Source organism: Methylobacterium sp. Leaf99, from assembly GCF_001422375.1.
GTDB lineage: Bacteria > Pseudomonadota > Alphaproteobacteria > Rhizobiales > Beijerinckiaceae > Methylobacterium.
Genome location: NZ_LMMU01000001.1, coordinates 1,602,875 through 1,622,723 on the forward strand (window position 1 = coordinate 1,602,875; position 19,849 = coordinate 1,622,723).

The window sequence follows — 19,849 nt, forward strand, 5'->3', positions numbered from 1 at the left end:
GCGGCAACCACCGCCCGGGGCGCCCCGGGACGGAGCCTCGCACGTCGTCCTCAGAACCTTTGCTCAGAACCTTTGCTCAGAACCGTTGCTCAGAACCGTTGCGTAAAGTTCAGCTTCGCCGTCTGGCTCCGCGCCGTCTCGGCGAATTGGGCGCCGTAGGTCAGGCCGAGGCTCGCCGACGGGCCGACCGCCAGATCGAGCCCCGCGTCGAACACCACCGCATCGGCGGCGATCGGGATGCCCGAACTCGTGAACGGCGTCCCGCCGGTGAAGGCGACGCGGGTCGCCGCGGCCGTGTCGTCGAAGGCGTGGCGCCAGCCGAGCGTGCCGCGCAGGGAGACGGCCATCGCGTTCAGGGTCACGTCCGTCGACGCATGCAGGCCGAGGGTCGAAAACGTGACGCCCGTGGTCCTGCCCGCCATGGTCAGGGCCGCGAGGCCGCCGGATTCGGCCAAGCGGTCCGTCGACTGGCTGACATAGGCGAGATCGGCGAAGGGCTCGAGGCCGACACGGCCGACGGTCATCCCGTAACCGACCTGACCGTAGACCTGGGCCGTCGTGGCGGAATAGCTGCCCGTCAGGATGTCGGCGAAGCCCGGAAGGGTCACGTTTCGCCTGGTGCGGAGGTCGTGAAACGTCACCGCCGTGCCGGCCCGAAGGCCGAGGGCGCCGAGCTGCGCGCCGCCATAGGCGCCGAGGCTGTAATCGTCGCTCCAGCCGGACGATGCCGGAGCGCTGTAGGTCGAGCGGCCGACGCCGCCCATCACGCCGAGGCGCGCGCGGCCGTCGAGGACGGCGTGATCGGCGCCGATGAGGAACCCGCCGCCGGTGCGCGTCAGGCCGGACGCGTTGCCGTCGGCGTCGCGCCGGCTCCAGTCGCCGAGGGCCTGGGTCCAGATCGCCAGCCGCTCCGTCGTCGCGGGGGCCGCGACGAAGCCGTGCGTCCCGGTCGCGTTGCCCGCGTAGGGCAGGGCCGCGCTCGGGCCGGCATAGGCGAGGACCGGCGCACGGGACCCGCCGACCGCACCGGATGCGCTCCGGATGCGATCGATGCCGGCGTTGCGGGCGAAGCGGCTGTCGTCGATCATCTGGGTCTGCAGCGATCCGTGCAGGTCGCCGGACAGCCGATCGAAGGCGGATTGCGCCGTGGCGGCGTTCGGCAGATGGGCGGCGGCGGCGAACAGCGCGTTGCCGGCGGGGAGGCCGTCGAGGCCGGCCGCCGTGGCCCGTTGATTGCGGGTGACGGCCGCCGTCGCGAACGAGGCCGCGACATCGAGATAGACGGCGTTGGCGTCGTAGCGATCGACGAGGCCGATGAAGGGCGCGATCGGCGCGGTGCCGGTGACGCCGGAGAACCGTCCGGTCACGCCGCCGGTGGCGGTCAGGATGGTGTAGCGGGTGCCGAGGGTGAAGGCCGCCGGTGACGCCGCGACGACCACGGTGCCGCCGTCGAGGTGGGCCGCGCCCGCCACGCGGGTGCTGTCGCTCGTCGTTGCCGTGGTCCGGACCGAGTACTGCGAGCCCGCCTGGGCCGTCAGCGTTCCGTTGACGGCGAGCGTCCCCATCGACGCGAGGGCGCCCGGCGCCAGGGTGCCGCCGGCCTTCACCGTGACGTCTCCCATGGACCCCGCACCGGTGAGGATGCCGCCGGCCTTCACCGTGGCCGCCGACACGATCGACCCGGCGATTTCGAGGGCGCCGCCATCGACGATGGTGGGTCCCGTATAGGTGTTCCGGCCGCTCAGGGTCAGGACGCCGCTGCCGCCGAGGGTCAGGCCGCCGGAACCGGAAATGTCGTTGTTCCAGGAATCGGCGGCGTTGAAGCCGCCGAGCGCCCCGTTCATCGTGACGGCGACCTGCGAATGGAAGGCGCCGTAGCCGTCGCCCGCCGCGTAGAGGTTGAGGCGCGCATAGCCGGAGCCGTCGTCGAGGGCCGAGCCCGACGCGATTTCGGTGGTGGCCAGGACCTCCCGCCGCTGCGCCGCGGTGAGGTACGGGAACCGGGTCTGCAACAGCACCTCGGCCCCGACGGGAACGACCGGCGCGAGGTCGGTCGGTCCCACCGACGGCAGGCCGTAGGTGAGATAGTAGGTGTAGGCGGCCTTGTTCTTGGCGTTGTCGCTGAAGCGGTCGGGCGCGCCGGCGGCGATGCAGGCCGTGATGCTCATGCCGCAGGCCTGCGCCACCGACGCGCGCAGATCGGTGAAGGCCTGGTTGAACAGCGCCTGGTAATCGCCCGTCGACGGCTGCGGCAGGGGAACGCCGCGTTGATCCAGCAGATTGAGGTTGGTGAAGTCGGGATTGTTGTTGAGAATCTGCACGAGGTTCCAGGTCGCGAGGATGCGGCCGCCGATGGAGTCGAGCGGATAGTGCACGCCGAGCACGACGCGGCTGGCGCTGTATTCCGCGCCGCGCATCACCTGCTGCTGCCAGCGTTCCGGAAACATCATCGCCAGGGTCAAGGCGCCGCTCCATCCGCCGGACGAGTGACCGCTCGGAAACGAGATGCTGTTCTTGCCGGGAAGAATGTTGGCGGTCAGATTGTCCTTCGTCACGCCGAAGTAGTCGACCGCGGAAAAGTTGACGTACCGGCCGGGTCGCGTGAAGTACGGACGGGTGTTCTCGCTGGTGCCGCCCGGGCCGGCGCTGTTCGGCTGCTCCGGGACATAGTAGCGATCGTAAGGGTTCAGGATACCGTCCGCGGGGAGCGCGAGTCTGGCCGTGAACGGCGTGCCGAGCGTGTTGGCGGAGGTGCCGGCGCCGGTCCAGGCCCGGCCGGCGGCGAAGCCCTGTCCGATCAGCAGGCGATGCTGACCGCTGGTGTTCGCACTCAACGTGTTGATCGAACCGAACAGTTGATTCCAGCTCGGCACTTCCGTGAAGGCAGAGCTGGGGAATTCCTTGTTGCCGACCGAGAAGGCCTTGAACAGGCTGGTGCCCAATCCTCCTTCGGCATAGGCGGCCGCGTTCGCAGGGCCGCCGATGGTATCGCGCATCGCCTGATTGCGCCGCTCCTGCGTGGCATTGTTCTGAATCTGAAACGTCGTCTCGAGGTTCACGTCGAGCGCCGCGCGTCCCGCCGCCGTGCCGGGCAGTCGATTCAAGTTGGTGAGCAGATTCGCGCCCCCTTCCATGATGGCCTGCTGGGCGTGACTTTCACCGACGCCGAACGCCGCGATCATCAGGGCGGCGACCGAAACCGCGGACGGAGATCGACTGATCCTTCGAACGCTTTTCAAATACGCGAACGAAGACACGTCTGTTTTATCTGTCGTCACCGGCCGGCCCCATCGGTCAATATTGATGATCGACGCCATAGGCGCGACGGATGACAGTCCAGCGACAATCGATGGCGCGTGTTTGTCCGACGCCGACTGAATTTCGATCGCCCCCCCCCTGCGGCATGGGCGACCGGATTCACACAACTGCGAATGGGCCGATTCCGTGCAGCGGCAGGGCCCCCGACGGCATCCGGATGCGGGCGTGAGGCCCACGGGTGCCCCCTCTCCTGGAAGGAGAGGGGACCTGCGCTGCCCGCGAGATGGGTGAATGCCGTAGCCTTTTAGGAGAGGGGACCTGCGCTGCCCGCGAGATGGGTGGATGCCGTAGGCGGCATGGGGGCGGGAAGCCCGGTCCGTGGGGGCGCGGTCGCCCGCGGCGGGGACGAGGCCCCCTCGGTGCCGCACCGGCGATGGGGTCAGGACCGGCCGCCCTCGCCCGTCATGTCCGGAGCCGGCCCGTCTCCCGATCCCCCGTCACCGACGCCACGGGCGGGGACCGCTCCCTCAGGACGCGTCGCCCGCCACCTCGATCCGCGCCTTCAGGATCTCCAGCAGGGCCCGGTCGCGGCGGGCCTCCAATTCGGAAAAGGTCCGGCCGGCGGCCTCCGCCTCGACGCCCGCGACGATGCGGGCCTTCACGTCCGCGTCGAGGCCGGGGGTTCCGAGGCTCGCCCAGCGCCGCTCCTGGCTCGCCCCGAGATGGTCGAGGTAGTGCCGGATGCCGCCGGCGCCGCCGCCGAGGTGGTAGGTCATGTGTGGCCCCATGGCGGCCCAGCGCAGGCCCGGCCCGTTGCACAGGGCGGCGTCGATGTCGGCGACGCTCGCCACCCCCTCGGCCACGAGGTGCACCGCCTCGCGGTAGAGGGCCGAGGCGAGGCGGTTGGCGATGTGGCCCGGCATCTCGCGGCGCAGGATCACCGGGCGGCGCCCGAGGCCGGCGTAGAACGAAGCCGCCCGGACCGCCACCGCGTCGTCCCCGGCCACGATCTCCACCAGGGGCACGAGGTGGGGCGGGTGGAACGGGTGGGCGACGATCACCCGCTCCGGCGTCGCGCAATCGGCCACGAGGGCGCTGCGCAGCATCGCCGAGGTGCTCGACGCGACGAGGATGCCCGGCGCCGCATGGCCGTCGATCTCCGCCAGGACGGCGCGCTTCACGCCCTCGTCCTCGGGGGCGTTCTCCTGCACGAAGCGGGCGCCCGAAACCGCGTCGGCCAGGCGGGCATGGTGCGTGAGGCGGCCGTCGCCCGTCAGCCCGAGTTCGGCGAGTTGTTCGCGGGCGCGGGCCACCGCCGGCCCGAGGCGATCCACGAAATCCGGGGCCGGATCGTGGGCCGCCACGTCGAGGCCGTGGGCGAGGAACAGGGCCGCCCAGCTCGCCCCGAGGGTGCCGCAGCCGATCACGGCCACGGGGCCGGTGTCATCCGTACAGAGCTCGGCCAATCCGTCGCCTCCCGCCGCTTTACTTTCGGCGGTCGGCACGCCTTATTCAATCCATCACGGTCCGTTGAAGGACCGGATGCGGGCGAGAACGACCCGCGACGCGGAGGAAACCGATGTTCATGCGCAATGCGGCGGCGCGGGCCGCCCTGCTGGTCCTGGCCGCCTTCGCCGCCGCGCCGGCCCGGGCCGACGACGTCGTGCGCCTCGGCAATCTCAAGTTCGCCCATTACGGCGCCGTCTCCTACATGAAGGAGCTCGCGCCGAAATTCGGCCTGAAGATCGACGAGCGCGTCTTCGCCAAGGGCGCCGACATCTACCCGGCCATGGCCGTGGACCAGATCGACATCTCGGCGTCGGGCGCCGACGGGGCGGTGGCGGCCCGCGGCAACGGGGTGAAGCTCTACGTGGTGGCGGGCTTCGCCGACGGCGGCGTCCGCATCCTCAAGCGGCCGGACCTCGACGCGGTGAAAACCCTGAAGGACGTGAAGGGCCTCAAGGTCGCCTCCGTCCGCGGCGGCACCCAGGACCTGATGCTGCTCGCCGAACTCGACAAGCACGGGATGACCTGGGGCGAGCGCCCCGGCAAGGACGTCCAGCTGATCTACTTCAACAACTACGCCGACCTGAACCAGGCGCTGGCGCAGAAATACGTCGACGTCATCTGCCAGAGCGAGCCGCAATCGACCCAGGCCATCAGCGCCGGCTACGCCACGGAAGTGGTGAAACCCTACGACACCCCCATCGGCCGGCCCGTGCGCCCCCTGGTGATGACCGAGAAGATGTACAACGAGCGCCCCGAGGTCGCCGGCCGCGTCCTCAAGCTGTTCGTCGCCGCCACCAAGGCCTTCATCGACGACCCGGCGCTGGCCGAGAAATACGTCCGCGAGACGGTGTTCAAGGGCCAGCTCACGGCCCAGGATTTTCGCGATGGCATGGCGAATGCCAAGTACACCTACGACGTGCCCGCCGGCCACATGCAGATCACCACCGACACCATGATGAAGTACGGCCTCGGCAAGATGGTCAATCCGCCGAAATCCGACGCCGAGTGGGTGAAGACCGACCTGCTCGAGAAGGCCAAAGCCGAACTCGTGTCCCGCTGAGGCCGCCATGCATCGGCTGCGCGGCGCCATCGTCCCCGTCCTGCTCCTCGTCCTGTGGGAGGTCCTGAGCCGGCTCGGCGTCTTCTCCGCCGTGGTGCTGCCGCCACCGAGCTCCGTGGCGGTGAAGTGGCTGTCCGGCATGGTCCCGGCCCTGCCCCACGATCCGGCGCAGGAGAGCTACGTCTCCTGGCTGTTCTCCGGCGAGATGCCCCACGACGCCGTGGCGAGTCTGGCCCGGGTGCTCACGGGCTTCTGCATCGGCGCCGGCCTCGCCGTGCCCGTCGGGCTCCTGCTTGGCACCAGCGACCGGCTGTTCTCCCTGTTCAACCCCCTGCTCGAGATCCTGCGGCCGATCCCGCCCATCGCCTACATTCCGCTGGCTATCGTCTGGTTCGGCCTTGGCAACCCGCCGGCCCTGTTCCTCATCGCGCTGGGCACCTTTTTTCCCGTGCTGGTCAACACCATCGCGGGGGTGCGGCAGGTCGATTCCATCTACATCCGCGCCGCGCGCAACCTCGGGGCGGGATCGTGGACGATGTTCCGCCGGGTGATCCTGCCGGCGGCGAGCCCGTTCGTGCTCGCCGGCATGCGCATCGGCATCGGCACCGCCTTCATCGTGGTCATCGTCGCCGAGATGATCGCCGTCTCGGACGGCCTCGGCTACCGCATCCTGGAGGCGCGCGAATACATGTGGTCCGACAAGATCATCGGCGGCATGCTCACCATCGGCCTCCTCGGCCTCGTCATCGACGGGGCGATGTCGCGCCTCAACGACCACCTGCTGCGCTGGCACCGCGGCCTCGAGCGCTGAACCGGACCCTCGGCATGCAGGCAGAAATCGTCGTCGCCCACGCCAGCAAGGTGTTCGGCAGCGGGCCCGGGGCGGTGACCGCCCTGGAGGACATCAGCGCCACGGTGCCGGAGGGGCAGTTCCTGTGCCTGCTCGGCCCCTCGGGCTGCGGCAAGTCCACCCTGCTCAACGCCATCGCGGGCTTCGCCCCCCTGAGCGGCGGCCGGATCACCCTCGGCGGCCGCCCCGTCACCGGGCCGGGGCCGGACCGGGGCATGGTGTTCCAGGAATACGCCCTGTTCCCGTGGATGAGCGTCGAGGACAACGTCCGCTTCGGCCTCGACATCAAGGGGGTGCCCAAAGCCGACGCCACGGTGACGGTGGACCGCATCGTCGCGACCCTCGGCCTGTCGGATTTCCGCAAGCGCTACCCGAAGGACCTGTCCGGCGGCATGCGCCAGCGCGTCGCCATCGCGCGCATCCTGGCCCTCGATCCGCCGGTGATGCTCATGGACGAGCCGTTCGGGGCCCTCGACGCCCTGACCCGGCGCACCCTCCAGGACGAGCTCCTGCGGATCTGGGCCGAGTTCGCCAAGACGGTGATCTTCGTCACCCACTCCATCGAGGAGGCGCTCTACCTCGCCGACCGCATCCTGGTGATGACCTACCGCCCGGGCCGCCTCAAGCGCGACATCGCCGTCGCCCTGCCCCGGCCCCGGGACACGGCCGCCCCCGACTTCAATGCCCTCAAGCGCGAGCTCGCCACCCTGGTGATGGAGGAGCAGAGCCGCTTCACGGAAGCCGAACGCCACGGCCCGGCCGTCGCTTAGTCGCCTCCGGGCCCCCGGCGGACCGCCCGAAAAAACCTTCCCGAAACCGGCTGGACAGGCCGCCGAACCCCCTCTATACCCCCCCTCCACAGGCGGTGCCGCTCACCCGAACCGCCCGTTGCCCAGGTAGCTCAGTTGGTAGAGCATGCGACTGAAAATCGCAGTGTCGGCGGTTCGATCCCGTCTCTGGGCACCATTTCGACTCTCCCCGGCGATGGTTCTTTGAGCGCCGGACCGGGTGCGTGATGCGCCCCCTCCGCTCAGCCGTTGCAGACGGGGATCGTCGCGGCCCCTGCGGCCAGTCCCGTGTCGCGTGCGCGCCCCGCAAAAACCCCTCACGCGTCCGTCCGCAACCGGGCATGCTCCCTGTAGTCGCGCGGCGTCATGCCGAAGCGATCCTTGAAGCGCCGGGAAAAATGCGACTGGCTTGAGAAACCGCAGCCATAGGCCAGGTCGGCGATCTGCCGATGCGCGGATCCGCGGTCGGCCAGGCGTCCCGCGGCGATGTTCAGCCGGCGCTCCCAGATCCACTCGGCGATCTGGCGCCCCTGCTCCTTGAACAATTCCTGGAGCCGACGCAGGGACACGCCCATGGCGGCCGCGAGTTGGGCCGGATCGAGGGTCGGGTCGCCGATATGCGCCTCGACATAGGCCTTGGCCCTCTGGACCACGAGGGTCCCGTGCAGGGATCGGGGCACCTCGCGGGCGAGACGGTCGGCCATGCCGGCGACGATCAGGTCGACACCGATCGACGTCATGCGCGCCGCCGTATCGGGGGACAGTTCGTGTCGAATCCGGATCAGTTCGGCGAAGAAGCTGGTCACGAGGCTCGTCGAAGCCTGCTCGGCTTCGAGGGTCAGCGACGTGTAGATCTTCGCGTTTCCGAGAAGATTTTCGATCTTATGCCGTGGAACGCCGAGGTTGAAGTCCTGACTGAAGTCGCACAGATGCAGATCCAGCGGCCCGACTTCCCGGATGACGATATCCCCGGGCCGCTGAATCGAGGTTCGATCATGTTGCAGGGTATGCGCAACGCCACGTGTTCTTAAACTGACCGTCAGCGTGTCGTCCCTGAGATTCTTCTTTCGGACGACGTTGTCGCGAATTGTGTACCGCGACGAACCAGTCTGCGTAAAACGATTGACCGTCATGTTTCCGATGCTGGACACTTCCAGCCGGGCCTGGAACGGCCCGTCCTCGTCGCGCAAGCCCTCGATGGGAAAGTACCTCTCGCGGAGCCGTTCACACCATGGATCGAACGTGTTGCCGGAGGGGGCTTCGTCGGTCGTCAGCACGGTCTGCATTCATCGCATTCCACTTCGCGTCGCGGCAGCCGTGCCTGCGCCGGGCGTCTCGGATCACGCCTCCACCCGCCGGGCGTGCCGCGCCCCCATGCGACGAACCGGCCCCGCTTCGGCGCAGGGCACGGCATGTCCGTCTCACGCGTCCACGGACACGCAACTTCAGTATGCAGAACCCATATGTCTACCCGTTGTGGGTGTATAGACAGACGAGGAGTAGTGATCTTAGATTTGGTAATTGATAAACGCAAATCCTGTCTTCAGGATGCATTCGAGACCGATTCGACCCGCGCGCACCGTCGATGCGCCGCGACACGCACCCTGAACAACGAATCGAAATCATCAAATCGCCGTCCCTCCGGCCCCACTAAGATTAGGGAATTCTGCAGGTTTCGATCGTCGTCCGCTCGACGGGTCGTCGGCGGACATTTTCAACTTCGTCCGCGACGAACCTCTTTTGCGCACGTCTTGCTGGACATCGATTTCAAACTCCCCTCCATGGGCCGACTCTATTTGATTACCCGATTACGATGATTGCATATGGCCGTCTCATGACATGATATCATGTCACAATCGGGCGACGCGGGCCATTCCATTTTCCGGGTCGGGCGGGTTCGGTCCCGGTGTCCGGTGGCTCTTGGATTCACACAACTGCGAATGGGCCGATCTCGTGCAGAGACAGGGCACCTGACGGCATCCGGATGCAGGCGTGAGGCCCCCACGGGTGCTCCCCCTCCCGGAAGGCTTCCGGATTCACACATTGTCAGCGCGACGCGGCTCTCCTCCCCCTTGCGGGGAGGAGTGGGAGGTGGGGGTGGCTCCGCTGGCCTCCGAACCCCGAGGGTCACCCAACCACCCCCACTCCTAATCTCTCCCCGCAAGCTCGACGGATCTCGGGCAAGCCCGAGGTCCGCTGGGGAGAGGAACGCGCTCTGACTCCAAAAACGCAGATGTGTGAAGGCCGTAGGTCCGGTGGAGCGGGTTCGACCGCAACCGGTCGGGCTCGGCGGACCCTGCCGTGCGGACGGCTTCGTCGGGCGTGAGCCCGCGCGGGGTCTTGGGGCGGCGGGCGAGGGGGCCGACGAAGTCGACGGATGCGCGATCCGGGTTTCCGCCTCGGGATCTTCCCTCGACGGCGCATGGGGGCCGTCCGCCACGTCAAGCGTGTCGGATGGGGCCTCGCGCCCCGTCCGGTTCAGGCCGCGCGGACCGTCGACGGGAAGCGGGAGATTTCGGCGCCGAGGTGCTCGGACTGGTGCGAGAGCTCGGACGCCGCCGACAGCACCTCACCGGCCGCCGCCCCCGTCGCCTCGGAGGCTTGCGCGACGCCCGCGATGTTGCGCGTGACGCGCCCGTGCCGGTGGAGGCCCGGGCGACGTTGCGCACGATCTCCTGCGTCGCCGCGCCCTGCTGCTCCGCAGCCGTCGCCATCGAGGTCGTCACGCCGTTGATCTCGCGGATGCGCGTCGTGATCGAGCCGATGGCCGCGACCGCCTGCCCGGTCACGCCGTGGATCTGGCCGATCCGGCTGCCGATCTGGCTGCCGATCTCCTCGGTGGTCCGTGCCGTCTGGGCGGCCAGTTCCGACGATACCGGCGAGGCCGACCACGAGGGCCGCGAAGCAGAGCAGGCCGGTCAGCCGGCGTGCGTGCGTCGGCGTCTGCCGCCGCGATCCGGGCCTTGTCGCCTCCGGCCGCGCTCGCGGACACTCGGCATTCAGCTGTGGGAGAGATCCGGCGCATCGGCGTTGACCGCGCGCAGCTGCATCGCGCCGATCAGACCTTGGGCGAGCGGTCCGGTCACCAGGGGTCCACTCGGTGTTCTCAGAACGCATGAGACTTGGATGTTCATTGGAACGCCTCCCTCGGCAAGGATATTCAACGAGATTAATCTGAATCAAGACCTCAAATACGATCTTTGAGACAACCTCTCGACGGACTAGACTCCTCGATGGAAGCTGCGGGACAGTGAACCTCGCTCCGCCGTTCGCGCCCCGAACGCGGACCGGCGCCCGGCACCGCCTTGACCCGGGCGCGCCGCGCTTCCATCCCACCGCCATGACCACTCCGCGCGACCACCTCTGGCGGCCCTACACGCAGATGAAGAATGCCGCCCCGCCCCTGGAGGCGGTGCGGACCCACGGCACCCGCATCGTGCTGGCCGACGGGCGCGAGCTCGTGGACGGCATCGCCTCGTGGTGGACGGCGGCGCACGGCTACAACCATCCCCATATCCGCGCCGCCGTCGCCGCCCAGCTCGAGGCCATGCCGCACGTGATGTTCGGCGGCCTCACCCACGCCCCGGCCGAGGGCCTGGCCGCCCGCCTCGCCGCCGTCCTGCCCGGCGACCTCGACCACGTGTTCTTCTCGGATTCCGGCTCGGTGGCCGTCGAGGTCGCGTTGAAGATGGCCGCCCAGATGTGGCTGAACCGGGGGGTGACGGGCCGCACCCGCTTCCTCGCCTTCCGCGGCGGCTACCACGGCGACACCCTCGGGGCGATGTCGGTCTGCGACCCGGACGAGGGCATGCACCGGCGCTTCGGCGCCTACCTGCCGACCCAGATTTTTTGCGATTTGCCGACGAGCGCCGAGCGGAGTGCGGCCCTCGATTCCTGCCTCGCCCGACACCGCGAAACCTTGGCGGCGGTGATCGTCGAGCCCCTGGTCCAGGGGGCCGGCGGCATGCGGATGCATCCCCCCGAAGTCCTGGCCGAGGTGGCGCGCGTCGCTCAAGCCCACGGCCTGCCCCTCATCGCCGACGAGATTTTTACCGGGTTCGGCCGCACCGGCACCCTGTTCGCCTGCGAGCAGGCCGGCATCGTCCCCGACATCCTGTGCCTGTCGAAGGCGCTGACCGGGGGCACGATGGCGCTCGCCGCCACCGTGGCGACCCGCGCCGTGTTCGACGCGTTCCGCTCCGACGACCCCGCCGCCGCCCTCATGCACGGCCCGACCTTCATGGCCAATCCGCTCGCCTGCGCGGCCGCGAATGCCAGCCTCGACCTGTTCGAGGGGGAACCCCGCCTCGCGCAGGGCCGGGCCATCGGGGAGCGCTTGGAGGCCGGCCTCGCCCCCCTGCGCGGCCGGCCCGGCCTCGCCGGCGTGCGGGTGCTCGGCGCCATCGGGGCGGTCCAGTGGACCGAGGTGCCGGACCTCGCCGCGGTCAAGCGGCGCCTCGTCGAACGCGGCGTCTGGGTCCGGCCGTTCGGCGACATCGTCTACCTCACGCCGGCCCTCACCATCGACGAACCGGACCTCGACCGGCTCATCGAGGCCGTCGTGACGGTGGTGTGCGACGCGACACCCGCATGAGGCCTGCAACCCGCGGCGCGTTTTCTCGTTGCACCAGGGTCGGGAGCGGCGCGCGGGCCCCGTGGACCGTTACGGGTCCCCCCGTGGAACGTCGCGGGCCGCATTCCATGGAACGGGCGGAGGGTGCATCGTGGTGGATGAGACGACGGGCTCGGACGACGATCGGCCGGTGATCCTCCTCGTGGAGGACGAGGCGGTGACCATCATGGATCTCGGCGACGTCCTCGAGGATGGCGGCTACGAGACGGTGCAATGCGCCTCCGCCGAGCGGGCGCTGGGCCTCCTGCAGGAGCGCCCCGATATCCGCGGGCTGATCACCGACGTCGAATTGTCGGGCAAGACCAACGGGTTCGACCTCGCCAACGCGGTCTCGGCGGCGCGTCCGCACCTGCCCATCGTCATCGTCTCGGGGCGGGCGGCGCCCGATCCCGAACGGATGCCGCCGGGCGCCCGCTTCATCGCCCGCCCGTGCACGGGCGAGGATATTCTCCATCAGCTCAAGGGCTTGCTGCCGGCCTGAGCCCTCCGGCGCGGTGGTCCCGCCACCACGCCAGGGTGTCGTCGAGACCGGTGTCGAGGGTGAACCGGGGCCGGAAGCCGACCTCGTCCCGGAGACGCGCGACGGCGGCCTCGATCACCGCCGGCTCTGACGGCCCGAGCGCCCGGGCGCCGTAGTCGAGGAGGTCCGGCCGGCCGGTCCGCTCGGCCAGTCCGTCGAGGAGGGTGCGCACGGGGACGGCCGTCCCCGAGCCGATGTTGACGGCGCCCGTCACCGGGCCGTCGAGGAGCGCCGCCAAAGCGCCTGCCGCATCAAGGACATGCAGGAAATCGCGGCGCTGATGTCCCGGCGAGGTCGGGAACGCCTCGCCCGCCAGGAGGGCGTGGACCGCGTCGCTGACGAGGCGGCCCCGGCGCTCACCGGGGCCGTAGAGATAGAAAAGCCGTCCCCACGCGAAGGACAGGCCGACGCTCGCGGCATAGGCCGAAAGAATTCGACGGGTTCCGTCCTTGGCCGCGCCGTAGAGGGTCGCGGGACGACAGGCGCTCGTCGCCTCGTCGAAGCGTGGAGAATCCCAACGATACTCGGCGCAGGTGCCCGAGACGACGAGACGCCGGCCGCCGGCCTCGACAAAGCTTCGGGCGAGGTCGAGGCTGGCCGCGACCCAGTCGAGGTTGCTTGGCGAGGTCCAGTACCGGCCGGGCTCGGCGTCCCAGGCCAGGTGCAGGAGGTGGCTCGGCGCCACGGCGGCGACGAGGGCGCGGCGCTGGGCTTCGTCGAGGAGGTCGGCGGCATGGACGACGGCGCCGGACATCGGCGCGCGCGCGACGGCATGGACCGCGTAGCCGCGCGCCACGAGGGCCGGCACGGCGTGGCGGCCGACGAAGCCGGACGCCCCGGTGACGAGGACCCTCACGCGCTCCAGTCCGGATAAGCGAGATCGCGTTCGGCGATCACCGCGACGGGCTCGGGCCACGCCACGTCGAGGGCCGGGTCGTTCCAGCGCAGGCCCCGGGCGCTGTCGGCGACGTAGGCGCGGTCGATCATGTAGAGCATCTCGGCCGCGTCGGTCAGGGCCTGGAAGCCGTGGGCGAAGCCGGCCGGGATGTAGAGGGCGCAGCGGTTGCGGGCCGTCAGCTCGGCGGCGAAGCTCTTGAGATAGCTCGCGGAATCCGGCCGCAGGTCGACGATGACGTCGTGGATGGCGCCCGCCGTGCAGCGCACGAGCTTGGTCTCGGCGTGGGGGGAAGCCGAGAAATGCATCCCCCGCACGGTGCCGCGCCGGGCGTTGAACGACACGCTCGACTGGGCGAAGGCGCCGACGAGACCATGCGCCGCGAACTCGTCCGCGCAGGCGGTGCGGGCGAAGAAGCCGCGGTCGTCGGCCATGGGCTCGGGCCACACCCGGTAGGCGCCGGCGAGCGGCGTTTCCTCGAAACGCATGGCGTCAGGTCACGCTGAGGCGCGGAATCGCCGTGACGAAGCGCCCGCCCCAGTCGCGGATGGCGGCCATCTCCCGGGCGATCTCGTCCTTGAGGTTCCAGGGCAGGATCAGGACGTAGTCCGGCCGCAGGGCGAGCAGTGCGTCCGGCGAGACCACGGGAATCCGGCTGCCGGGCAGGAGGGTGCCCTGCTTGTGCGGCGAGCGGTCGGCCACCGCCGCCACGAGCTCGGGGCCGATGCCGCAATAGTTGAGGAAGGTGTTGCCCTTGGCCGCCGCCCCGTAGGCGCAGACCTTCGCGCCCTTCAGGCGCAGGTCGGCCAGGAAGGTCAGCGTCGCGCACTTGATCGCCACCACGTCCTCGGCGAAGGCCGCGTAGCCCTCCGCCGCGAACAGGCCGCCGGCGCGCTCGGCCGCGCGGACGCGCTCCACCGCCGGACCGGTCGGGTGAGCGGCCCCGGCATGGCCGAAGAACACCCGCAGGGAGCCGCCATGGGTCGGCAGTTCCTCGACGTCGAACACCCGCAAGCCGTGTTGCTCCAGGATGCCCGACACCACGCCGAGGGACAGATACGAAAAATGCTCGTGGTAGATGGTGTCGAACTGGCGTTCCTCGATCATCCGCAGGAGGTGCGGGAACTCGAAGGTGCCGGCCCCCTCGGGCTTCAGGAGGATGCGGAACCCTTCCACGAAGTCGTGGATGTCGGGCACGTGGGCGAGGACGTTGTTGGCCGCCGTGAGATCGGCGGAATGGCCTTCGGCCACCAAACGCCGGGCGGTCTCGGCGCCGAAGAACGCGACCTCGGTGGGCACGCCGCGGGACACGGCGACCGCGGCCACATTCGCCGCCGGCTCGACGCCGAGCGCCGGGATGCCGCGCGCGACCACGTATTGCAGGAGGTAGCCGTCGTTGCTCGCCACCTCCACGACCTTGCTGTCGGCCCCGAGGCCGAAGCGGGCCCGCATCGCCGCGACATAGGCCTCGGCATGCGCCAGCCAGCCGGCGGAAAAGCCTGAGAAGTAAGCGTAATCCGAAAAGATCGCCTCCGGCGTCTCGAAGGCTTCGAGCTGCACGAGGTGGCAGGTGTCGCAGACGAAGGCGTGGAGCGGGTGGAACATCTCGCCCCTCCCGGCCCGGTCGGCCGGCACGTAGGCGTTGGCCAGCGGCGACAGGCCGAGATCGGCCACGGTGCGGGCGAGGGGCGCGCCGCAGGCGCGACAGGCGGGTCGGGTCACGGCGCTCACGCTCCCAGGGTCTCGTAGGCGCCGATCTGCGCCAGGGTCAGGTCGAGGGCCGAGGCCCCCTGCGCCTGGGCCCGGTGCCAGGACGTGGTCCAGGCGAGGGCCGCGTCGAGGCGCAGGCGCCGGTCCCAGCCGAGGGTGGCGCGGGCCTTGGAGGCATCGACCTTGAGGAAGGTCGCCTCGTGCGGATGGGTCTTTTCGGACAGGTGCCAGGCGGCGCCCTCCCCCCAGGCCAGGGCCAGGGTCTCGACGATGGACGAGACCGGCCGGCAATCCTCGTCGGCCGGGCCGAAATTCCAGGCCTCGGCGACGGACGCCCCGTTCCGGGCGCACAGGGCCTCGGCGAGACGCAGGTAGCCGCTCAGGGGTTCGAGGACGTGCTGCCAGGGCCGGGTGGCATGGGGCGCGCGGATCTCGACGGAGCGGCCGGCCAGGAAGGCCCGGACGATGTCGGGGATCAGCCGGTCCTCCGACCAGTCGCCGCCGCCGATGACGTTGCCGGCCCGGGCCGTGGCGACGCGGCAGTCGCGCTCGGCGAGGAACGAGGCGCGGTAGGCGCCGGTGACGAGTTCGGCGCAGGCCTTGGAGCTGCTGTAGGGATCGTGGCCGCCCAGCGCCTCGGTCTCGCGGTAGCCGTAGGGCCATTCGCGGTTGGCGTAGGCCTTGTCACTCGTCACCACCACGACGGCACGGACGGACGGGGTTTCGCGCACGGCCTCCAGTACGTGGGCGGTGCCCATGACGTTGGTGGCGTAGGTGGCGAGGGGATCGCGGTAGGACGGGCGCACCAGGGCTTGGGCGGCCATGTGGATCACGATCTCGGGACGCGTCGCGGCGAGGCATGCGCGCACGGGCTCCAGGCCGCGGATGTCGCCGAGATGCGAATCCATGCGCCCGGAGAGGCCGGCGCCGTCGAACAGGTTCGGGCGGGTCTCGGGCGGCAGGGCGAGGCCGCTCACCCGCGCGCCGAGGCGTTCCAGCCACAGGCTCAGCCACGCGCCCTTGAAACCCGTATGCCCGGTGACGAGCACCGAGCGTCCGGCCCAGAAGGCGGGGTCGGGGTTGCGGGCACCCGCGTTCGGCGAAGGAATGGGACTCTGCAAGCCGTCGCGTCTCCGGATCGCGACTCCCTACACCGGGACGGCGCCGGTGTCAGTTCGCGCCTACCAGCATTTCCACGGCGCCTGCCCGCCGGCCCACAGGGCCTCGAGGTGGTTCTTGTCGCGCAGGGTATCCATGGCCTGCCAGAAGCCGGTGTGGACGTAGGCCGAGAGTTCGCCGTCGCGGGCCAGGCGCTCCAGGGGTTCGGCCTCCCACACGGTACTGTCGCCGGCGATGTGATCGAGGGCGGCCGGCGACAGCACGAAGAAGCCGCCGTTGATGGTCGCCCCGTCGCCCGCCGGTTTTTCGCGGAAGCTGCGCACGGCGCCGCCGTCGAGTTCGAGGGCGCCGAAGCGGCCCGGCGGGGTCACGGCCGTGAGCGTGGCGAGACGCCCGTGGGACTTGTGGAAGGCGGCGAGGGCCGTGAGATCGACATCGGCGACGCCGTCGCCGTAGGTCATGAAGAAATCGTCGTCGCCGAGATAATCGCGTACCCGCTTGAGGCGGCCGCCCGTCATGGTGGTCTCGCCGGTCTCGATGAGGGAGACGCGCCAGTCCTCGGCGGCGCTGCGGTGGAAGTCGACATGGCCCGCTCCGACGTCGATGGTGACGTCGGACAGGTGCAGGCGGTAGTTCAGGAAGAACTCCTTGATGACGTAGCCCTTGTAGCCGAGGCAGATCACGAACTCGCGCACGCCGTGGGCCGCGAAGATCTGCATGATGTGCCACAGGATCGGCCGCCCGCCGATTTCCAGCATGGGTTTCGGCCGGGTCACCGTCTCTTCCGACAGGCGCGTCCCGAGACCGCCCGCGAGGATCACTGCCTTCATGGTTTCCCCCGCCCGCCCGCGTGCGGCGGCCCACGATTAGTCGGGGGGGACCGACCCGTCCAGGCAGGCCACCGGCGACGAAATCCCGGGCCGTGTCACATCGGCGTCACGACTCCCCTGGCAGATGCCGAGTCGGCGATGGACGGGCCCGGAAATTCCGGCGCGGACCCACCGTTTGCGCGCTATGATGCGAAGGGAACGCGGCGATGCGGGCGGTTGACGAGCGATCCGGCACCGAGGCGATCCTGGACCGCGCGCCGTTCGCCGACGGACGCCCCCTTCCCCTTCCCCATTCCCTCCTCCCGGGTGCCGAGCGGACCATGAGCAAGTCGGACAAGCGCATCCGCCCGCCGGGGTCCAAGGGCGATTCCGAGCAGGGTGGCCCGGGATCGAAGGATGCCCCCGGGTCCAGGAATGTTCCCGGGTCGAAGAGCGTCCCTGGCTCGAAGAGCGTCGGCTGGGCCCTGGTCCAGGCGGCGCGCCTTCACCGCTCGCGGGTCGGCGACCGGCTCGCGGCCCTCGACCTGTTCGCGGGCCAGGAACAGGTGGTCCAGGCGCTGGCCGCCTCCGGCACCATGACCATGGGGGATCTGGCCGCCACCCTGCGGGTGCGCCCGCCGACGGCCTCGAAGACCATCTCGCGCCTCGCCGCCCTCGGCTTCGTCGAGCGCCGGGCCGAGGCGGGCGACGGGCGCATCGTGCGCGTGCGTCTCACCGAAATGGGGCTCGCCAAGGCCGAGGCCATCGAGCGGATCGGCGAGGCCGTCGAGGCCGAGCTGCTCGCCGGCTTCGACGGCAAGGAGCGCCGCCGCCTGCGCAAGCTCCTGCGCAAGGCCGCCCGCAACCTCGCCGCCATCTCCGGCGCCCTGGGCCACGAGGTCGAGGGCGACGCCGAGATCGACGAGGACGACGCGGAAGCCGATGGGATCGTCTCGGCGCTCTGAGCCGGCAATCCTACAGCATCGCGTCCTGAGCGAGGCGATACGCGCGCCCGAGCTCGCGGTAGCCCTCGACGACGCGGGCCATCATCGTGCGCTTGCCCTCGTCGAGGGGGCCGAGGACCCGGGCGGGTCGCCCGCCCCAGAGGTGGCCGCCCTCCAGCAACTGGCCCGGATCGGTGGTGGCGCCGGCCGCCAGCAACACGTCGTCGGCCACCACGGTGCCGGGGGCGACGACGCAGCCGATGCCGATGAGGCTGCGCGCACCGATGCGGCAATCGGCGAGCCGCACATTGTGTCCGATGGTGGTGTCGCGGCCGATGACGACGCCCTCGGCACGGGTGCGGATCACCGTGTTGTCCTGGATGTTGGTGTCGGCGCCCACCACGATGGGACCGACGTCGGCGTTGAGATCGCAGGAGAACAGGACGGTCGACCCCGCCCCGAGGGCGATGCGGCCGCGCAGGCGTGCCGTGCGGGCGACGAACACGCTCGCCTCCGTCTCGGCGGCGTCCGCTTCGGGCGGCTGGGGCAGATCGCCGGAGGCCTCGCGCAGGCGCTCGGCCCGCTCGGCGATCTCCGGCAGGGTGATGGGCCGCAGGGGCTTGGCCGGGCTGCCGGCATAGGCGAACCCCGCGGCTAGGTGCCCGCGGGGAAACACCGTGGCGCCGGCCTCGATGAGCACGCCATCCTCCACCGTGGCCCCGTCGAGGACGATGACGTCGTCCTCGATCACCACGTCGGAGCCGACGGTGCAGGCATGCACCACGGCGTTGCGGCCGACCGTCACCCGGTCGCCCACGCGGGTCGCGTAGGACTGGGTGGCGATGTGGACCGTGGAGCGGTGCCCGAGCCAAAACCGTTCGCCGACGGTCACCACCTGCCCGTCGGCGCGGATCACGCTGTCGTCGCCGAGCCAGGCCTGCGCCCCGAGGGTGGCGGCGCCGATCACCGTGCTGCCGCGTCCGCACCAGACGGGCCGAGCGGAGAAGACGGGCAGAACGCCGTCATGGGACAGGATAAGGTCGGGGGTCACGCGGGCGGTCTCCTTCGAGGCCCGGTGGCGCGGACCGGGACGAGGGGCATATAGGTCTTTCGGGACCGGGCGGACATGCTCGGCCGCGAAGCGGCGTTCGCGGCGTGGGGTCCGCGCCCACCAATGTCCTGTCGCCGCGCCGTGCTCAAGAGCAATCGAGCGCCCCCGTACCAGCGAGCCGCCATGACCGCACCGACCCCCGACGTCAGCATCCAGGCCGAGCCCTTCGACGTGGCGCACGAGATCGCGGCCCTGACCCGCGACCTCCAGGGCCGGGCCGGCGCCATCGTGACCTTCACCGGCCTGTGCCGCGACGAGGACGGGCGTCTCGCGGGCCTCGAACTCGAACACTACCCCGGCATGGCCGAGGCCGAGATCGGCCGGGTGGTGGAGACCGCCCGCGCCCGCTGGCCGCTCCAGGGGGTGCGGGTCATCCACCGCCACGGCCTCGTGGCCCCCGGCGACGGCATCGTCCTCGTGATCACGGCAGCGGGCCACCGGATCGCGGCCTTCGAGGCGGCGAGCTTCCTCATGGACTACCTCAAGACGCAGGCACCGTTCTGGAAGCGCGAGCACCTCGTCGGCGGCGCGGTCGGTGGCTGGGTCGAGGCGACGCAAGCCGACGAGGCCGCAACCGCGCGTTGGCGCTAGGGCGTCCACAGGCAAGCCGTCGCCCGGCCTTGTGCCGACGGGCCCCGCATGT

At 70.2% G+C, this 19,849-nt stretch carries 17 protein-coding genes, 1 tRNA gene and 1 pseudogene; 9 read left to right on the forward strand and 10 right to left on the reverse strand.

What is annotated here, in order from left to right:
• Nucleotides 1–89: 89 nt before the first annotated feature.
• Complete coding sequence (locus ASF28_RS07315) at nucleotides 90–3,182, reverse strand: autotransporter domain-containing protein (protein WP_056089591.1); 3,093 nt, start codon at nucleotides 3,180–3,182, stop codon at nucleotides 90–92.
• Nucleotides 3,183–3,785: 603 nt separating this feature from the next.
• The gene (locus tag ASF28_RS07320) at nucleotides 3,786–4,724 is read right to left on the reverse strand and encodes a 3-hydroxyacyl-CoA dehydrogenase NAD-binding domain-containing protein (protein WP_244474918.1); all 939 of its coding nucleotides are present in this window, start codon (nucleotides 4,722–4,724) and stop codon (nucleotides 3,786–3,788) included.
• 113 nt (nucleotides 4,725–4,837) lie between these two features.
• Between ASF28_RS07320 and ASF28_RS07325 the strand changes: the two genes are divergently transcribed.
• The 4 genes from ASF28_RS07325 (at nucleotide 4,838) to ASF28_RS07340 (ending at nucleotide 7,643) form a co-directional block, all read left to right on the forward strand.
• Nucleotides 4,838–5,827 carry an ABC transporter substrate-binding protein gene (locus ASF28_RS07325; RefSeq protein WP_244474919.1) on the forward strand — a complete coding sequence of 330 codons (990 nt, stop codon included), beginning with the start codon at nucleotides 4,838–4,840 and terminating at the stop codon, nucleotides 5,825–5,827.
• A 7-nt stretch (nucleotides 5,828–5,834) separates the two neighbouring features.
• On the forward strand, nucleotides 5,835–6,638 hold the full coding sequence (locus tag ASF28_RS07330; protein WP_056089595.1) for an ABC transporter permease: 804 nt from the start codon (nucleotides 5,835–5,837) through the stop codon (nucleotides 6,636–6,638).
• 14 nt (nucleotides 6,639–6,652) lie between these two features.
• Nucleotides 6,653–7,447 carry an ABC transporter ATP-binding protein gene (locus tag ASF28_RS07335; protein WP_056089597.1) on the forward strand — a complete coding sequence of 265 codons (795 nt, stop codon included), beginning with the start codon at nucleotides 6,653–6,655 and terminating at the stop codon, nucleotides 7,445–7,447.
• A 120-nt stretch (nucleotides 7,448–7,567) separates the two neighbouring features.
• Nucleotides 7,568–7,643 (forward strand) — tRNA-Phe (locus ASF28_RS07340).
• Between the two features lie 139 nt (nucleotides 7,644–7,782).
• Here ASF28_RS07340 and ASF28_RS07345 read toward each other — a convergent pair.
• Nucleotides 7,783–8,751 carry a helix-turn-helix domain-containing protein gene (locus ASF28_RS07345; protein WP_056089601.1) on the reverse strand — a complete coding sequence of 323 codons (969 nt, stop codon included), beginning with the start codon at nucleotides 8,749–8,751 and terminating at the stop codon, nucleotides 7,783–7,785.
• Nucleotides 8,752–9,943: 1,192 nt separating this feature from the next.
• Nucleotides 9,944–10,332: pseudogene (locus ASF28_RS23210) on the reverse strand (methyl-accepting chemotaxis protein); the annotation flags it as partial.
• On the opposite strand from ASF28_RS23210, the gene ASF28_RS22345 reads away from it, so the two are divergent.
• The 3 genes from ASF28_RS22345 to ASF28_RS07355 all read left to right on the forward strand — a co-directional run bounded on the left by ASF28_RS22345 (nucleotide 10,229) and on the right by ASF28_RS07355 (nucleotide 12,579).
• Nucleotides 10,229–10,669: a hypothetical protein gene (locus ASF28_RS22345; RefSeq protein ID WP_244474920.1), complete on the forward strand. Its 441-nt coding sequence runs from the start codon at nucleotides 10,229–10,231 to the stop codon at nucleotides 10,667–10,669. The pseudogene ASF28_RS23210 and the gene ASF28_RS22345 overlap by 104 nt on opposite strands.
• A gap of 136 nt (nucleotides 10,670–10,805) precedes the next feature.
• On the forward strand, nucleotides 10,806–12,059 hold the full coding sequence (locus ASF28_RS07350; RefSeq protein WP_056091386.1) for an adenosylmethionine--8-amino-7-oxononanoate transaminase: 1,254 nt from the start codon (nucleotides 10,806–10,808) through the stop codon (nucleotides 12,057–12,059).
• A gap of 130 nt (nucleotides 12,060–12,189) precedes the next feature.
• Nucleotides 12,190–12,579 (forward strand): response regulator, encoded by a 390-nt coding sequence (locus ASF28_RS07355; protein ID WP_056089604.1) that lies wholly within the window; start codon nucleotides 12,190–12,192, stop codon nucleotides 12,577–12,579.
• Here ASF28_RS07355 and ASF28_RS07360 read toward each other — a convergent pair.
• From ASF28_RS07360 to rfbF, 5 genes are read right to left on the reverse strand one after another with little or no spacing between them, the layout of a single operon-like run.
• Nucleotides 12,557–13,474 carry an NAD-dependent epimerase/dehydratase family protein gene (locus ASF28_RS07360; RefSeq protein WP_056089606.1) on the reverse strand — a complete coding sequence of 306 codons (918 nt, stop codon included), beginning with the start codon at nucleotides 13,472–13,474 and terminating at the stop codon, nucleotides 12,557–12,559. The genes ASF28_RS07355 and ASF28_RS07360 overlap by 23 nt on opposite strands.
• Nucleotides 13,471–14,001, reverse strand: coding sequence for a dTDP-4-dehydrorhamnose 3,5-epimerase family protein (locus ASF28_RS07365; protein ID WP_056089609.1), 531 nt, complete (start codon nucleotides 13,999–14,001; stop codon nucleotides 13,471–13,473). The genes ASF28_RS07360 and ASF28_RS07365 overlap by 4 nt, the downstream gene beginning before the upstream one ends.
• Nucleotides 14,002–14,005: 4 nt before the next feature.
• Nucleotides 14,006–15,235: a class I SAM-dependent methyltransferase gene (locus ASF28_RS07370; protein ID WP_056091388.1), complete on the reverse strand. Its 1,230-nt coding sequence runs from the start codon at nucleotides 15,233–15,235 to the stop codon at nucleotides 14,006–14,008.
• 5 nt (nucleotides 15,236–15,240) lie between these two features.
• Nucleotides 15,241–16,344 (reverse strand): CDP-glucose 4,6-dehydratase, encoded by a 1,104-nt coding sequence (rfbG, locus tag ASF28_RS07375; protein WP_244474921.1) that lies wholly within the window; start codon nucleotides 16,342–16,344, stop codon nucleotides 15,241–15,243.
• Nucleotides 16,345–16,404: 60 nt separating this feature from the next.
• A complete protein-coding gene (gene rfbF, locus ASF28_RS07380; RefSeq protein WP_056089613.1) occupies nucleotides 16,405–17,172 on the reverse strand; it encodes a glucose-1-phosphate cytidylyltransferase in 768 nt (255 codons plus the stop codon).
• A 320-nt stretch (nucleotides 17,173–17,492) separates the two neighbouring features.
• Here rfbF and ASF28_RS07385 point away from each other — a divergent pair, with 320 nt between their 5' ends.
• Nucleotides 17,493–18,116: a MarR family winged helix-turn-helix transcriptional regulator gene (locus ASF28_RS07385; protein ID WP_056091394.1), complete on the forward strand. Its 624-nt coding sequence runs from the start codon at nucleotides 17,493–17,495 to the stop codon at nucleotides 18,114–18,116.
• Nucleotides 18,117–18,126: 10 nt separating this feature from the next.
• Here the strand turns inward: ASF28_RS07385 and ASF28_RS07390 are convergent, their stop codons facing one another.
• Nucleotides 18,127–19,146 carry a gamma carbonic anhydrase family protein gene (locus ASF28_RS07390; protein WP_056089615.1) on the reverse strand — a complete coding sequence of 340 codons (1,020 nt, stop codon included), beginning with the start codon at nucleotides 19,144–19,146 and terminating at the stop codon, nucleotides 18,127–18,129.
• A gap of 183 nt (nucleotides 19,147–19,329) precedes the next feature.
• Between ASF28_RS07390 and ASF28_RS07395 the strand changes: the two genes are divergently transcribed.
• Entirely contained in the window at nucleotides 19,330–19,797 is a 468-nt protein-coding gene (locus ASF28_RS07395; protein WP_056089618.1) for a molybdenum cofactor biosynthesis protein MoaE, read from the forward strand.
• The last annotated feature ends 52 nt before the right edge of the window (nucleotides 19,798–19,849 follow it).